This is a genomic window from Brevibacterium sp. FME37, assembly GCF_014897485.1.
Classification (GTDB): Bacteria; Actinomycetota; Actinomycetes; order Actinomycetales; family Brevibacteriaceae; genus Brevibacterium.
Genome location: NZ_JABUYE010000016.1, coordinates 102,885 through 119,337, shown reverse-complemented (window position 1 = coordinate 119,337; position 16,453 = coordinate 102,885). Strand labels below are relative to the sequence as shown.

Annotated in this window: 12 protein-coding genes; 7 read left to right on the top strand and 5 right to left on the bottom strand. The window is 62.5% G+C overall.

The window, feature by feature from the left end:
* Positions 1–31 precede the first annotated feature (31 nt).
* Together INT29_RS16715 and INT29_RS16710 are read right to left on the bottom strand one after the other, a co-directional pair.
* On the bottom strand, positions 32–1,582 hold the full coding sequence (locus INT29_RS16715; protein ID WP_193072502.1) for an AMP-binding protein: 1,551 nt from the start codon (positions 1,580–1,582) through the stop codon (positions 32–34).
* Positions 1,583–1,612: 30 nt separating this feature from the next.
* Positions 1,613–2,248 carry a TetR/AcrR family transcriptional regulator gene (locus INT29_RS16710; RefSeq protein ID WP_180958861.1) on the bottom strand — a complete coding sequence of 212 codons (636 nt, stop codon included), beginning with the start codon at positions 2,246–2,248 and terminating at the stop codon, positions 1,613–1,615.
* A 166-nt stretch (positions 2,249–2,414) separates the two neighbouring features.
* Between INT29_RS16710 and INT29_RS16705 the strand changes: the two genes are divergently transcribed.
* Both INT29_RS16705 and INT29_RS16700 read left to right on the top strand, forming a co-directional pair.
* The gene (locus INT29_RS16705) at positions 2,415–3,557 is read left to right on the top strand and encodes a thiolase family protein (protein ID WP_193072501.1); all 1,143 of its coding nucleotides are present in this window, start codon (positions 2,415–2,417) and stop codon (positions 3,555–3,557) included.
* Positions 3,558–3,584: 27 nt separating this feature from the next.
* Positions 3,585–4,751: an acyl-CoA dehydrogenase family protein gene (locus tag INT29_RS16700; RefSeq protein ID WP_193072500.1), complete on the top strand. Its 1,167-nt coding sequence runs from the start codon at positions 3,585–3,587 to the stop codon at positions 4,749–4,751.
* Between the two features lie 61 nt (positions 4,752–4,812).
* On the opposite strand, the gene INT29_RS16695 is transcribed toward INT29_RS16700, so the two are convergent.
* Entirely contained in the window at positions 4,813–5,784 is a 972-nt protein-coding gene (locus INT29_RS16695) for an NADPH:quinone oxidoreductase family protein (protein WP_193072499.1), read from the bottom strand.
* 153 nt (positions 5,785–5,937) lie between these two features.
* On the opposite strand from INT29_RS16695, the gene INT29_RS16690 reads away from it, so the two are divergent.
* The 5 genes from INT29_RS16690 (at position 5,938) to INT29_RS16670 (ending at position 12,606) form a co-directional block, all read left to right on the top strand.
* A complete protein-coding gene (locus tag INT29_RS16690) occupies positions 5,938–6,972 on the top strand; it encodes a phosphotransferase family protein (protein ID WP_193072498.1) in 1,035 nt (344 codons plus the stop codon).
* Positions 6,969–7,796, top strand: a complete 828-nt coding sequence (locus INT29_RS16685) for an SDR family oxidoreductase (protein ID WP_193072497.1) — start codon at positions 6,969–6,971, stop codon at positions 7,794–7,796. Before INT29_RS16690 ends, INT29_RS16685 begins: the two co-directional genes overlap by 4 nt.
* Positions 7,780–8,985: an acyl-CoA dehydrogenase family protein gene (locus tag INT29_RS16680; protein WP_193072496.1), complete on the top strand. Its 1,206-nt coding sequence runs from the start codon at positions 7,780–7,782 to the stop codon at positions 8,983–8,985. Before INT29_RS16685 ends, INT29_RS16680 begins: the two co-directional genes overlap by 17 nt.
* 50 nt (positions 8,986–9,035) lie before the next feature.
* Positions 9,036–10,769 carry a class I adenylate-forming enzyme family protein gene (locus tag INT29_RS16675; protein ID WP_193072495.1) on the top strand — a complete coding sequence of 578 codons (1,734 nt, stop codon included), beginning with the start codon at positions 9,036–9,038 and terminating at the stop codon, positions 10,767–10,769.
* Between the two features lie 130 nt (positions 10,770–10,899).
* A complete protein-coding gene (locus INT29_RS16670) occupies positions 10,900–12,606 on the top strand; it encodes a class I adenylate-forming enzyme family protein (protein WP_193072493.1) in 1,707 nt (568 codons plus the stop codon).
* On the opposite strand, the gene INT29_RS16665 is transcribed toward INT29_RS16670, so the two are convergent.
* Positions 12,593–15,271: an AAA family ATPase gene (locus tag INT29_RS16665; RefSeq protein WP_193072492.1), complete on the bottom strand. Its 2,679-nt coding sequence runs from the start codon at positions 15,269–15,271 to the stop codon at positions 12,593–12,595. The two genes, INT29_RS16670 and INT29_RS16665, sit on opposite strands and share 14 nt — an antisense overlap.
* Positions 15,268–16,401, bottom strand: a complete 1,134-nt coding sequence (locus INT29_RS16660; RefSeq protein WP_193072491.1) for a metallophosphoesterase family protein — start codon at positions 16,399–16,401, stop codon at positions 15,268–15,270. Before INT29_RS16660 ends, INT29_RS16665 begins: the two co-directional genes overlap by 4 nt.
* Positions 16,402–16,453 lie beyond the last annotated feature (52 nt).

Genomic DNA, 16,453 nt, shown 5'->3' with positions numbered 1-16,453 from the left:
CAAACACCGAAATCCAGACCAGCGTGCAGCTTCAGCCTAGATCGGTGGATCGAGGCTTAACCAACTTCCCTGTCGGTGTCCGCGGCAGCTCGGCCACGAAATAGAACTCGCGGGGGATCTTGAAACGGGCCAGCTTATCGCTCAGCCACGTCCGGATCTCGTCCGCCGCTCCGGCTTCGTCGACACCGTCGGCCAGCTGCACGAATGCCACCGGGACCTGCCCCAGCTCGTCATCGGACTGCCCTACGACGGCGACATCGGCGATCTGAGGTCGAAGCGCCAACGCATTCTCGATTTCCTGAGGGTAGATGTTGACTCCGCCCGCGATGATGAGGCCAGTGGTTCGCTCGGCGATGTAGAGGTAGCGATCCTCGTCGAGGTACCCCATGTCGCCGGTCGTCGCCCAGGTATCGGGGTGGTCCGGATGTCTGGATGTCTGCGTCTTCGCATCGTCCTTGTAGTACTCGAACAGGGATCTTGCGTCTTCGAAGTAGATGACGCCGACCTCCCCTGCCGGAAGCTCCTGTCCATCCGGACCGCAGATGTGGACGATGCCCTTGATCCCGTCACGACCGACCGAGCCTGGCTTCTGCAGGGACTGTTCACTGGTGATCACGGTCAGGCCGATGCTCTCGGTTGCCGCATAGTATTCGTAGAGGACGGGCCCCCACCACTCGATCATCGCCTGTTTGACCTCCGGCGGACAGGGAGCGGCTGCATGGATAGCCACCTCAAGACTGCTGACATCGTAGGAGCTGCGGACTGCCTCGGGGAGTTTGAGCATTCGGATGAACATCGTCGGCACCCATTGGGAATGGGTCACGCGATGCTTCTCGACCATCGCCAAAGCAGGCTCGGCCTCGAAATGCGACATGATGACTGCGGTTCCGCCCCTGGCATGCGTCGTCATCACGAAACGCAGTGGCGCAGCATGGTAGAGCGGTGCCGGTGAGAGGTAGACAGTTTCCGAGTCGAAACCGAAGAGCATAGTGAACAGCTTGACGATCGACACATCCTCGTCTTCGATCTGCAGATCTGTCGGCCCGGGCAGGATCCCTTTCGGCCGCCCGGTGGTGCCCGAGGAGTAGAGCATGTCATCCCCTCGCGGTTCGACTACCGGCTTCCTCGCCGAGGCGGCTGCCAGCACCGCCTCATATTCGTCCCAGTCGGCGAATACGTCACCGCCCTCACCCGTGGGGACGGCGTCGATGCGGATCCGGTTCTCCACCTGCTGACACGAAGCCGCCACCTCGGCGGCCGCATCCAGAGCAGTGGAGAGCAGGAAGACCCTGGCGTCGCAGTCGTCGACGATATAGGCCGATTCCGCGGCCGTCAGGTGCGAGTTGACGACTGTGATGATCCCACCGGTGCGCAGCGCCGCCCAGAGTGCCTCGACGATCTCGAAACGGTTCTCTGACATGACGGCGATGTGGTCGCCCTTGACCAATCCTGCGGCGCGCATGTGGTTGGCCAGGCGCAGCGATCTGTCCTCGAGTTGGCCGTAGGTGAGCACGGCATCGGTGTCTGCCATGACGACGGCTGGCTTGTCGGGGGTCTCCGCTGCCCATTTTCCTGGATACATGTCACGTCCTTGTGAGTGTCGGCATTGAGGTCATCCGGTGGTTGTGTGCGCGAGGAGCGTACGCGCGGTTCGCTGCCATTCTCCGATCATCGGTTCGGTTGCGGGGTCGAGGTGGGAGAAGGTGTAGGTTACGGCCATCCCGCGCATGCTGGAGAAGAGAATGTTGAACATGTGCTCGTACCGCTCGGACGCGCAGATCTTCGGCCCGAACAGCTCCCGAGCGTTGTCCCTGACTCGCTCGAGGACCGTCTTCTCATGGTTTCGCACCTTCTCCGCGAGCAGGTCGTCCGTGCGGGAGGCACCCCAGAGCTCGAGTGCGGTGAAGAAGCTCGAATGCATGAGACCGGCCCACAGCGTCAGCACCGCCCAGTCGGATCGCGGTCCCACCTCGGCGGCAGGAGGGCGCTTGCGCATCAGGGAACGGCTGAGATCATCGGTCCGGTCCTCCAGATGACGGTCGAGACGCTGTTCGCCGAGGCGGGCCACCGCGGCCGTGAGCAGCTCCCGTTTCGAGGGGAAATGGTGCAGAAGCCTGCCCCGAGTCACTCCGGCCCTGGATTGAACCTTCATCGTCGTCGTGGCTGAGTAACCCTCGGCGAGCAGGCATTCGATCGTTGCGTCGAGGATGATCTCTCGCGAAAGTGCCGTCCGGTTCGACTGATCCACTGCACTCTCCTCCGCCTGCAGATCGACTGCCCCGTTTACTTACGGTCTATCTTGACTGTTTCTTGGCTTCGTGAAAATCTTAACTCACGATCAGTTATCTGAGTCACATACTCGCCATCGACCTCCAGCTCTCTGACTGCAGGTTCGGCACCTCGAAGGAGCACAGATGAACGACGCAGTCATCGTCGCCGCACGACGTACACCGACCGGCAAGCGCAAGGGCATGCTCTCAGGCATCCATCCGGCCGACCTGGGCGCCATCGCCGTGGCCGATGTCGTCGCCCAGACAGGGATCGATCCAGAAGTCATTGACGACGTGATCTTCGGTTGCGTGTCCCAGTCCGGCGAGCAGACCGGTGACATTGCACGTACCGTCGCCCTCTCCGCAGGACTCCCCGAGTCAGTGCCCGGCGTCACGGTCGACCGGCAATGCGGGTCCTCCCAGCAGGCCGTGCACTTCGCTGCGGCCGGCCTCATCGCCGGACAGTACGACGTCGTCGTCGCAGGCGGCGTCGAGTCCATGTCCCGCGTCCCCATGGGCTCATCTGCCGCTGGCCAGTCCCCGTACGGGCAGAAGTTCAATGCCCGCTATGACGACGTCACGCCGAATCAGGGCATCGGCGCTGAGATGATCGCAGAACAATGGAAACTGAGTCGCACCCAACTGGACGAACTCGCCGTGCGTTCCCACGAACTCGCAGCCGCAGCCACCGATGCCGGTCGCTTCGAATCCCAGATCATCACTGTGAGCACCGAAAGCGGAGACCTCAGAACCGATGAGGGCATTCGCCGCGGCACCAGCGTGGAGAAGCTGGCTGGTCTCGACACCGTGTTCAAGCAGGACGGCGTCGTCACCGCAGGCAACGCCTCCCAGATCTCCGACGGTTCGGCAGCCATGCTGATGATGACCTCAGCCAAGGCGAAGGAACTGGGCCTGACCCCGATTGCGAAGGTGCACACGGCCGTCCTCGCCGGCGCCGATCCCGTCATCATGCTTACCGGCCCCATCCCCGCAACTGCGAAGGCGCTGAAGAAATCCGGGCTCTCCGTCGACGACATCGGAGTCTTCGAGATCAACGAAGCCTTCGCCTCGGTGCCGTTGGCCTGGCTGCAGGAAACCGGAGCCGACATCAACCGCCTCAACCCGAATGGCGGGGCCATCGCTCTGGGCCACCCACTCGGCGGCTCGGGTGCGAGGCTGATGACGACGATGATCCACCACATGCAGCAGCAGGGAATCCGCTACGGACTGCAGTCGATGTGCGAGGGCGGCGGCCAAGCCAACGCCACCATCCTCGAACTGCTCTGAACCCGTTTGACGAAGAGGACACCACCCATGAAGAGAAACCTGTACAACGAGGACCACGAAGCCTTCCGCGGCACCGTCGCCACCTTCCTCGACCGTGAGGTCGTGCCCCACGTCGAAGCCTGGGAGGAAGAGCACCTCGTCGACCGATCAATGTGGAAGAAGGCCGCCGAGGCGGGCGTCATCGGCCTGACCATCCCCGAGGAATTCGGTGGAGCCGGAGTCGATGACTTCCGATTCGAGATGGTCCGCAGCGAAGAGATCGCCCGGCGAGGCGTCGGCGGGACGACAAGTGGATGGGGCGTATCCGACGGTATCGTTCCCGGCTACCTCCTGGCCTTCGGCACCCAGGCTCAGAAGGAGAAATACCTGCCAGGCCTCGCCTCGGGCGAGGCGATCGGTGCGATCGCCATGACCGAGCCGAATGCCGGCTCTGACCTCCAAGGCATCACGACTAAGGCTGTGCGCGACGGAGACGACTGGGTGATCAACGGCGCGAAGACTTTCATCACCAATGGCTACCACTGCGACTTCGTCATCGTCGTCGCCCGCACGAACCCCGACGCCAAGCCGTCCCAGGGGACTTCACTGTTCATCGTCGACGACGACACTCCGGGCTTTGAACGCGGGCGAAAGCTCAAGAAGCTCGGCATGGACGCCCAGGACACATCGGAGCTGTCCTTCTCCGATGTGCGCGTGCCCGCCGATGCTCTCCTCGGCGAACTCGACCAAGGGTTCATCCACCTCATGGTCAACCTGCCGACCGAGCGCATGCTCATCGGTTCGGGAACACTGGCCGGTGCCAGAGCAGCACTTGCGTGGACGGGCGAATACGTCTTCACCCGGCCAGCCTTCGGACAGACGATCGGGGACTTCCAGAACACGCGTTTCGAACTCGCCGAGCTCGAAACCCGCGTCGATGCCCTTGAAGCATTCGTCGACCGCTGTGCGCTGGCGCTCAACGCCGGTGAGCTGACTCCCGTCGATGCGGCGAAGGCGAAGTACCTGGGCTCCGACCTCGAGATCGAGGTCATCAACAGGTGCCTGCAGCTCTTCGGCGGCTATGGTTACATGCTCGAATACCCGATCACCCGAGCGTTCAAGGACAGCCGGGTCCAGGCGATCTTCGGCGGATCGAACGAGGTGATGAAGGAACTCGTCGGCCGCGACATCGCCAAGCGCTACCGCCAAAAGTGACGCGTGCGGTGCGGCGGTGGTTTGCCCACAGCCGCACCGCACAATTGTGTTTCAGTGTTCCCTATTCGCCTTTGACTTCGAGGAGCACCTTGCCCTGCACACTGCGGGAATCGAGTTCGCCGATCGCCTTCGCGGCGTCGCTGAGCGGATAGGTGCCGTGAATCGCCGGGTTGAGCTTACCCGCGGCCACATAGTCGGCGATCGCGTCCCACTGTTCGGCAATGTAGCCGGGACGCTCGCGGGTTGCGGCTCCCCACGCCACACCATCGACGGAGATGTTCTTCAGCAGCAGACGATTGACCTTGACCGAGGGGATCTCACCGGCGGTGAATCCGAGGACGAGAAGGCGGCCGTAGGGGGCGAGGACCCGGGTCGAGTCCGTGAAGCGGTCCCCGCCGACCGGGTCGAAGACATAGTCGACTCCGTTCGGGTAGATCTCCTTGGTCGCGTCCTTGAATCCTTCGGCCATGACCACGTGGGTGGCACCGAGTTCGCGGACGGTCTGAGCCTTGGCCTCGGTCGATACCACGCCGATGACCTCGAGGCCCATGGCGAGTGCCATCTGCACCGCCGCTGATCCGAGTCCGCCGGCGGCGCCGTGGACGAGGATGGATTGTCCTGCCTTGGCCTGCGCCCTCAAGCGCAACGCAAAGTCCGCGGTGAGCACGTTCATCGGCATTCCCGCCGCATGCGCCAGACTGATGCCATCAGGCACGGGCACCGTCTGCTCGTCGTTGACCACCATGAATTCGGCGAACGAGCCTTTGCCGGGAATTGCGGCCACACGGTCTCCCACGGAGAACCGGGATCCCGGGCCCGCCTCGGCGACGATGCCGGCAGCCTCCGACCCGAGGACGAAGGGCAGGTCGTGCTTGACCTGGTACATGCCCCGGGTCTGGAGCAGTTCGGGGAACGTCACGCCGGCATAGGCGACCTCAATGAGGACCTCACCTTGCCCCGGGCTTGGCCGGTCGACCGCGGCGAGCTCAACATCATCTGGTCCGGTCAAGGCGGCAACGCGAATGGCTCTCATGATTTCCTCACTGTGGATGAAAGAAGCTTGGGATGGCCCACTCATCACTATCACATTCGGTGGTGACCGGCATCACGATTTCAGCTTGACTCCCACGCTCCGTTTGAATACTGTGATTGAAACTGAACGATTGTTCACTCGGGAGGGTCGACGTTGACCACAGCACCTGCAGGATTCGATGCTTCAACCATCGGAGCATGGATTGAGGACCGGTTCGGAGTCACGGACTTCGATGTCGAAGTCATGTCCATCGGACGCTCAAATCTCACATTCACCATCACCGTGGACGGACTCCCGCGCTGGGTGCTCCGACGTCCACCGCTCGGGCATTCCGGCGGAAGCGCGCACAACGTTTCGCGGGAGGGCAGGATCATGGCCGCGTTGTCCGACAGCCCCGTTCCAGTCCCCCATGTCATCGACATCGTCGACGATCCTGAGATCCTCGACGTACCCTTCGTCTTCATGGATCACTGCCCCGGGTTCGCCATCAACGAACCCGCCGATTGGGCGCAGATCCCCGATGGCCCGGGACTCAACGACAAGCGCGCGTGCGCGTTCGGCATGGTCGACACGTTGGCGGCAATCCATCGCGTCGACATCGACGAGGTGGGACTCGGCGACCTGCGCCGCAACGGCGGGCTCATCGAACGGCAGCTGCGACGCTGGCTCGGACAGGTTGAAGAGATCTCGATGCGCGACATCCCCATCATTCGCGAAGTCCACGACGCCCTGGCCGAGAGAATGCCCGACCCGGCCGGCAGCCCAGTCGGCCTGGCTCACGGAGATTTCAAGCCCAACAACATGATCTTTGCCCCGGGCGGTGCGGTCAACGCGGTCGTCGACTGGGAGCTCACCGCCGTCGGCGAGGTGCTCACCGATCTGGGCTACTTCGTCGCAATGCTCACGGTGCCCACCGACTACACGAGCATCTGGGTTCCTACCCCCAACCTCGGCTTCCCGGAGGCTGAGGAGATCATCGACCGCTACCAAGAGGTCAGCGGACACGAGGTCCACGACGTCGGTTACTACGAGGCCTTCGCGATGTGGAAGCTCGCGTGCATCCGCGAAGGTGTCTACACACGCCTGGTGACCGGCAAGATGGGCGACCTCGACCTCGATCCGGAAGCCGCCGGTGCCGGAGTCGAAGACCTCGCACGGCAGGCCCTGACACTTCTGGAGAAATCATGAGCAGCCTCGCCAATACCAAGGCCATCGTCACCGGGGCCGCCGGTGGCATCGGTGCCGCCCTTGCTGCCGAACTCATCACCCGCGGAGCCACCGTCGTCCTCGCCGACCTGTCCGCGACTGTCACCGACACCGCCGCCGGGCTCCATTCCGGTGCGCACGCGTGGGTGGGGGACGTGTCCTCGGTCGACGGAATCGACGATCTCATCGCCTTCGCCGACGACCGCCTCGGCGGGGTCGACATGTACTTTGCGAACGCCGGCATCATCGGGCCTGCTGGTCTCGGCGATTCCGACGGAGATTGGGACGCAATCATCGACGTCAACCTGCGCGCCCACATCCGCGCAGCTCAAGCCCTCATCCCCCGCTGGCAGGAAGCCGGATCAGGATATTTCGTCGCAACTTCCTCAGCGGCCGGCCTGCTCACCCAGATCGGATCGGCCGCGTACTCGGTGACCAAACATGCCTCGGTCGGGTTCGCCGAATGGCTGTCCCTGACCTACCGCGACGACGGCATCCGGGCCTCGGTCATCGCCCCGATGGGCGTCGACACAAACCTGCTGCGCGACAGCGGTGCCGACGGACCGGCACAGTCCGCGGTCACCGAGGCCGGCGCGGTGCACACGCCCGCGGCCGTCGCAAACGTCGCCCTCGATGCCGTCGAGGCTGAGCAGTTCCTCATCCTCCCCCACCCCGAGGTGCTCGACATGTACCGCATGAAGGGCAGCGACTACGACCGTTGGCTCAAGGGCATGAGCCGCTATCAGAACCGACTCAACGAAGCGAACCGACTCAACGAGGAGACCACACATGCTGGAAACAAGTGAACGCAGCCGCGATTACCAGGAGCGTCTGACCACGTTCATGAACGACTTCGTCTACCCCTCGGAGTCCGTCTATGCCGAGCAGATGCCTGCGGCAGACAGCCCGCACACTCAGCCGCAGATCCTCGAGGACCTCAAGGCCGAGGCCAAGAGCCAGGGACTGTGGAACCTCTTCCATCCCGACCCCGAATGGGGGCCGGGATTGACGAATCTCGAGTACGCGCCCCTGGCCGAGATCACCGGCCACAGCATCGAGATCGCCCCCGAATCCATCAACTGCAATGCCCCCGACACGGGCAACATGGAAGTCTTCACCCGCTTCGGCACCGATGAGCACAAGGAGAAATACCTCAAACCTCTGCTCAACGGTGAGATCGCCTCGGCATTCGCCATGACCGAACCCGCGGTTGCCAGCTCCGATGCCACGAATGTTGAGATGCGCATGGAGCCCACCGAGGACGGGTTCGTCCTCAACGGCCGCAAATGGTTCGCCTCGAATGGCATGCACCCCAATTGCCGTGTCCTCATCGTCATGGGCAAGACCTCCCCCGATGCCGAGGTGCACCGTCAGCAGTCGATGCTCGTCGTGCCGATCGATGCCCCCGGTGTCACCGTGGTCCGCAACCTGCCCGTCTTCGGTTACCACGATCGGGAGGGCCACGCCGAGATCACGTTTGAAAACGTCAAGGTCCCTGCCAGCGACATCCTCAAGGGCGAAGGTGAGGGGTTCGTGATCAGCCAGGCCCGCCTGGGTCCAGGTCGCATCCACCACTGCATGCGTGCCATCGGTGCGGCCGAACGGGCGCTGGAGCTCATGGTCAAACGCGCCGAGGAGCGTGTGACCTTCGGTGAGAAGCTGTCGTCTCGCGCGAATATTCAGGACTGGATCGCCGAGGCCAGGATCGAGATCGATCAGGCCAGGCTGCTGACGCTGCATGCTGCGGACATGATGGACACGCACGGCAACAAGGTCGCGAAGAACGAGATCGCTGAGATCAAGGTCGTCGCCCCGGCCATGGCGCTGAAGATCATTGATCGCGCGATCCAGGTCCACGGCGGCGCCGGTGTCACCGAGGACTTCCCCTTGGCCAGCATGTGGGCGCACATGCGCACCCTTCGTCTGGCCGACGGTCCTGATGAGGTCCACAAACGTTCGATCGCCCGCAACGAGATCAAGAAGTATCGTAAGTAAGTCCAGCACATCCTGTTCGACATCCATTCGACGACGAAGGAAGCGAAGCAATGAGCAGTTGGTTTGACACCCGGCCCTGGCTGAAGACCTGGGGAGATCTCGCGAATAACCCCTACACCCTCGAGAAGTCCACCACTCTCCAAGACCTGGCGTCGACGGTCGCCTCATACGGCGACGAAGAGGCCATCAGCTACTACGGATTCGGCCTGACCTGGTCGCAGTTCGACCAGTATTCCACGGCGTTCGCCGCCTATCTGGTGGAACGGGGAATCACCGCCGGCGATCGCGTCGCGATCTACGAGCAGAACACTCCCGCCTTCATGATCGCCACCTACGGCATCTGGAAGACCGGAGGCGTCGTCGTCCCGCTCAACCCCATGTATCGCGGGGAACTGGAGCACATCTTCGCCGACGCCGAGGTGAAGGGACTTGTGGTCTCGAAAGCGGCATTCCTGGGCCGGGTGGCTCCGTATGCGGCGGCCCTGCCTGTTGTCGTGCTCAGCGATGACCGGAGCTATCAGGTCGATGGTCCCGATGCGATCTTCTCTATGTTCGATGAACTGCCCGGAACACCTGGCGAGAATCCCGGCATGGGCCAGACACCGAACCTCCCTGATTTCCAGGCCGTTGTCGAGTCCCATCTGGGTACCGATTTCACGGCGGTCATCCCAACTCCTGAGGACGAGGCGATCGTTGTCTACACCTCCGGGACTTCTGGCAAGGCAAAGGGCGCTTCCGGATCTCATGCCTCGGTGTCGAGCAACTCACGCTACTGTGTGCGGACACCGACCTTCGAACCAGGTGACGGCTTCCTCACGCTGGCCCCGGTCTTCCACATTACGGGGTTCATCTGCCAGTTCATCGCTGGAGTCAGTGGTGGTGCTCGGCTGATCCCCAACTATCGGTTCGAGCCGGGAACTCTTCTCGAACTCTTCCTGCGGGAGAAGCCGACGTATATGGCGGGGCCAGCCACGGTCTATACGGCGATGCTTGCCCATCCCGCTGCGACTGCAGAACACTTCGCGTCGTTCAAGCGGATCATGTCGGGTGGAGCTCCCCTGCCCGAGGGACTGGTGAACAAGTTCATGGACAAGACCGGTGTCTACATCGGGCAGGGATACGGCCTGACTGAAACATGCGCGCAGGCCGCCACTGTCCCGCCCGGGCTGAAGGCGCCGGTGGATCCCGACAGCGGCAATCTCTCCTGCGGTCTGCCGCAGCCAGACACGATGATTCGCATCCTCGATGATGCCGGCGAACCGTTGGGACCCGATGAGATCGGCGAAGTCGCCATCTCTGGCCCTGAGGTCGTCTCCGCCTACATCAACAATGAGAAGGCCACGGCCGAGCAGATCCCAGATGGGGAGCTACGCACCGGCGATGTCGGCTATATGAACGACGAAGGATGGCTGTTCATCGTCGACCGTAAGAAGGACATGATCAACGCCTCCGGCTTCAAGGTCTGGCCGCGGGAAGTCGAAGATGTCCTGTACATGCATCCCGCGATTCAGGAGGCAGCAGTTGTCGGCATTCCCGATGAGTATCGGGGAGAGAGTGTTGCTGCGTTTGTGACTCTGCAGTCAGGTCCCGAAGCCGACGAGGTCACAGAGGCCTCTATCGTCGAGTTCTGTCGCGAGAAGCTGGCCTCCTTCAAGGCTCCACGTCGGGTGACCATCATCGACGAGCTGCCGAAGACGAGCTCCGGCAAGATTCTGCGGCGCACCATTCGTGCCGATGCGGTTGCCGCAGCCAAGGCCGCGCAACAGGCAGCCGGCACGAACTGAACGGTACAACACCCGATCCTGCCGCTATTCGATCGTTCGATTGCTCTCGGCAGGCAGTCGCAGTAGCGTACTTCTATGGAGCCGGTGACGTGCGCCGACCTGAAGAAACACGAAGAAGGTAAATTCGGATATGAGCGATTGGTGCGAGACGCGACCCTGGTTGGCAACACTGGGCGAGGATGCTCCACGGCCCTACAGACTGGAAGCGTCGACGCTTCTTGCGGATTTGTCCGACACCGTTGAACACCACGGCGAGCGAGAAGCCATCAGCTACTACGGCTTCTCGCTCACCTGGTCGCAGTTCGACCGCTGGTCCACAGCTTTCGCCGCGTACCTGGCGGCGCAGGGAATCACTCGCGGGGACAGGGTGGGCATCTATGACCAGAACACCCCGGAATTCGCCCTCGCCGCCTTCGGCATCTGGAAAGCAGGCGGCACCGTGGTCCCGCTCAACCCGATGTATCGCGGGGAACTCGAACACATCTTCTCGACTGCCGAGGTCAAGGGCCTCGTCGTGTCGAAAGCCGCCTACCTCGACCGGGTCAAGCCATATGCACAATCGCTTCCCGTGGTCGTGCTCAGCGATGACCTCAGCTATCAGGTTCACGGCCCGGAGGCCATCTTCTCCGGGTTCGCGAATCTACCAGCGACTCCTGAGCTCGACCTTGTCCACGAGATCATTGAGGCCTACCTCGAGACTGACTTCACTCCTTTCACTCCCTTGCCTGACGACGATGCGCTCGTGGTGTTCACATCAGGGACTTCCGGTAAGTCCAAGGGTGCGCTAGCATCGCACGGCAACGTCTCGAACAATGCTCGCCAGACCGTGCGCACCGCAGCATTCGCACCCGGTGATGGCTTCGCGACGTTGGCGCCGCTGTTCCACATCACCGGTTTCGTCAGCCAGTTCATCGCTGCTGTGGCCGGTGGTGCCCGCCTCATCCTCAACTATCGCTTCGCGCCGGGTCCCATGCTGGAGCTGTGCCGGCGTGAACGGCCGACCTATATGGTCGGACCGGCGACTGTGTACACGGCGATGTTGGCGCATCCTGATTTCACGAGGGATCATTTCTCCTCGTTCACACGCCTCAAGTCGGGTGGCGCTCCGTTGCCCGAGGGCCTGGTCAGCAAGTTCGAGGACAGGACAGGTCTCTACCTCGCTCAAGGCTATGGTCTGACTGAAACCTGCGCTCAGGCCGCGACAGTGCCCACGAATCTGCGTGCTCCGGTGGATGAGAACAGCGGGAACCTCGCGTGCGGACTCACCCAAGCGGACACGATGATCCGGATCCTCGATGCCTCGGGTCAGGCGCTGGGGCCCAACGAGATCGGGGAGATCGCAATCTCCGGCCCTCAGGTGATCTCCGAGTATCTCAATGACCCGCAGGCCACAGCCGAGCAGATTCCCGGCGGGGAGCTGCGCACGGGCGACGTGGGTTTCATGGATTCCGAAGGGTGGCTCTTCGTCGTCGACCGGATGAAAGACATGATCAACGCCTCCGGTTTCAAGGTCTGGCCGCGTGAGGTCGAGGATGTCCTCTACACTCATCCGGCCATCCAGGAGGCCGCAGTTGTCGGCATTCCCGATGAGTACCGTGGCGAGGACGTTGCTGCGTTCGTCACGCTCGCGCCCGGCGCCGAGGCCGACGCTGTCAGCGAGTCCGACATCATCGCCTACTGCCGCGAACATCTCGCTTCGTTCAAGGCTCCGCACCGGGTGACGTTCATCGGTGAGCTGCCGAAGACGACTTCGGGCAAGATCCTCCGGCGGACGCTGCGAGAGGATGCTGTCGAGGCAGCTCAGGATGCGCGCGAGGCCGCGCTCAGCTCAGACTGACCGTCGTTGCTCCGCCGATGTTCCCGAAGCGGTCGGGCTGGCAGGTGAGCAGGATGACCTGAGCGCGCTGACCGACTGTACCGAGGATGACGTTGAGAGCGTTGAGACGCTCAGCATCAGCGAAGCCGAAGGCATCGTCGAGAATGACCGGTGCCCCAGAATCACTGTCGACGAGCGTGGCCACAGCGAGGCGGCCGATGAGTGCCAGCTGCTCCTTCGTGCCTCCGGAGAGTGATTCGAATGCAACGGTGCGTTCATTGAGGGTCCGTGAGACGATTTCGAGGTTCTCCGACACATCGACGGAGAGTCCCGGTCCGAAGACCAGTCGTCCCAGTCGCTCGATCTGCTCCTTGAACGGAGCCACATATTTCCGCTGTGCTTCTTCCTTGTGCGCAAGAACCGTGGATCGCAGCAGGTCGATTGCTCGGGCCTGGCGTCTCAGACGTGACAGTCTCCGACGTGCCGATTCCATGGTCTCTTCGGCGGCAGCGAGCTTCTCGTAGATGCCTTCGCTCGCACGGTCGTCGATGAGTGCCGACAGCTGGTCGACTTTCTGCCGGTCGGTCTCCCGCTGCGTCTCCTTGCTGAGCACCAGTTGGCGGGCGTTCTGCAGCTGCATCTCCAACGTCTCGGGGTCGGCAGCCTCGTAGTTCGCTCTGGCCTCTGACACCTTGGCAGCAATGGTCTCGGACTCCGATGCCGCCGCCTTCACTGCAGTTTCGAGATCCTCATCCGCTGCTGCGGCTCGGGCCTGTTCAAGTGATTCCTTCAGACGAACGTGCTGTGCGCTCGCTTCCTGCAGCGTCGTCTGGGCGCGGACGGTGGCGACGCGTGCTTCATCACGTGACGTGCGGAGACGGTCGAGATTTGTCCGGGCAGCATCGAGGTCACGCTGTGCTGTGTCGGCGGCCTTCTCTGCCTCCTCGACGGCAGCTTCGAATTCCTTGATGCTGCGGGTGGCGGTGGTATCAGCCTCATCAGCCGTGTCGGTCTCACGTTCTGCAGATGATTCGCCGTCTGCACTGTCGTCATCGCCTGTGCTGTCTTCGACGTTTGCACCGGCCAGTTCCTGAGCTCGGGCCAATTTCGCTTCGAGGGTCGTGCGCTCTTCGTTGCCCAGCAGCGCCTTGAGAGTCGACGTCGATTCGGCCAGGACAGCTTCGGCATCGGCCCGCCGGTGGGCCCGCTCTCGTGCCTGCTCGACCGAATCGACTCCAAGCCGTTCACACTCGGCATCGAAGGCCTTCTTCGCCGAAGTGATCGCTTGGTCCAGTTCTGCTGGTGAGATTCCCGGCCGGATGGTGATGTCGGCGATTCCGCCGATCGTGATATGCACGTCTTTGACGACAGCAACGTCTTCAGTGGCCCCTTGCCCGACGATCGCATCATCGACCGTCACCGCTTGGTCTCCGACTTGGGTGGCGACGATCCGCGCCGCCGCGGACGTCTTCGCGTTCTCGGCGATGCGCAGGTCTGTCGCCAGCGAGTTCAGTGTCTCGACGTCCCGGCTGGTCACCGCGATCGATGCGATGGTCGCCTGCGCTTGGGTTCGACGTTCGTCATGGTCTCTGACGGTCTCGAGGCGCTGGCTCAGATCGGTCAGATCTGCCCGGGCACGAGCCCGTGTGAGTTCACGAGTCAGATCCTTCGCCGAGGAACGCGAGGCGTTGAGCACCTCCTGCTTCGCATCGACGGCCTTCTGCGCTGTTTCGAACTCTGTGTCCTGTTCCTTCTGAGAGGATTCCAGCTCGGATACTTCTTTGGAACCAGCGTCCACGGCGTCTTCGGCTGCGGTCACTTCTTCGATGAGCGTTGTACGGCGGTCCAAGGACTCCCGGGCGATCTGTTCATCCCGAGCAGCGGATTTCGCGCGATCAGTGACCTGGTCGAGGACGGTTTTGAGCTCCGCAATCGCTGCCGAGGCCTTCTCTGCCTCTTCCTTGTCCTCGCTGGCCTGCGTCAACTGGATGCGCACGGTCTCCAATCGTGCCGCGGCCCGTGCATGATTGTCGACGAGGTCATCCATTCCGCGACTGCGTTCGAGCAGGTCCTCATAGGCGGCCTCGACGACAGGCACCTGCGCGATGAGTTCCTTGTACTCCCCCGTCTCCCGCCCCTTGGCGGTGAAGTACTTCAGGTACTCGGCCTCAACCCGGTCGAGGAAGTCATCGTGATCAGCGACTTCGGCGCCGGATTCGCTCAAGGCGCTGTGAAGCGCCTTGATCTGTGCCAGGGGTGCCTGTGCCAGGCTCTCCCCCTGCGCCACGTCGAGTGCAACGAGAAGGTCGACGTCGACGGTCTCGTCGAGGATCGCAAGGAACCTGTCGTGGGCATCGTCGCTGCTCAGCTGCTCGGGGGCCGGCCGCAGGACATTGAGCTGCGTCTCCTGCTGTTTGAGCCACCGTTTGCGATATTTGAGCTCATAGCCGCCGGTGCTCAGATGCAGCTCGACTTCAGGGCCCACATCGGCTCCGACGGGCTGTATGTCTTTGATGCTGCCTTTGCGTGAGCTCGATTTGTCGTCACGAAGGTGAGTGATGGCTTGGTGGATCGAAGATTTCCCGACCTCGTTCGGCCCTTCGACGACAGTGACGCCATCCGTGAATTCGACGCGCGCATCCGTGATCCCGCGATAGTTCTGCAGGTGGATGGAATGGAGTTTCATGATCCGCTCCTTGCAAACCGGTAGAGCAGTCCCAGGGCATCCTGTGCGACCACCGCGCTTTCCTCGTCGCCGGCCGCCTGCGTGGAGAGTTCGTCGAGCGATTCCTGCAGGTATCCGCTCAATCCCAGTCCGGCGAAGTCGTCATCGGCGGCGATGACTGCGATGTCGGTGTGTCGTTCCCACAGGGAGACGACAGCGAAGAGGTCCGAGGCGTGGTCGAGGACTTCATCGAGCTTCGTCTTAGCTGCAGTCGAGAGTGTTCCGCGCAGGATCAACCAGACAGCCGTCCGGTCCTTGTCGGGAATATCGGCCAGCCGCTGCTCGAAATGGGTGATGTCGTCATAGGAGTTCACGTCCTCCTCGACGACGAGATAGGACCAGGCTCCGACGTGCACCTTCTCCACGGAACTAGCATGAGTTTCGGGGTCGATGTCGACAAGGAGGATATTTCCCGGATCGTCCTCGCGGCGCGATGTCACCTCGGGAGCGCCCGGGTACCAGATGCGTTCAGTCACCGCATGGGTTGCGTGCCTATCACCCAATGCGACGAATTGGGCTCGGTCCTCGATCAGCACGCTTCGGAGGGAAGCGTCATCGATGGTCGCCAGCGAATCCCGGTCGGGGTCAAGGGAACTCACGGCCCCGTGACCGGCGATGATGCGCACATTCCCCGGGGCCACCTCGACGAGGTTCCGGGTTGCCTGAGCCAGCAGATCGGCCTGAGGACGCTTGGAGAACCATGGGGCGCCGACGATTTCGACGCCGGGGATGACGTCGAACGGTTCGCTGTCACGCAGGACGTGCACGTGGTCTGGCTGACGAGAGGTGAAATCCGAGGAGTCGTAGATAGAGGCAGCGTCGAGAGGATCGTGGTTACCCGGCAGCAGAACGACGGGCACAGTGAAGGTGTTGAGGACTTCGAAGGTGCGGGAGACGATCGCACGGTCGAGCTGGTTCGACTCGAAGACATCTCCGCAGACGAGGACGAATTCACAGTCGCGTTCGGCCGCGATCTCACCGATCCGCGCGACAGCGTCGAGGCGGGCACGGTGGAACCGGGGGCGGGCTTCGGCGCTGAGGTAGTGAGCCGTCATGCCCAGCTGCCAGTCACCAGTGGCGACGAATCTCATGGGTTCCTCCTCGGGGTCTCCCCCATCCTATGTATTCAGACCCCACCCTACG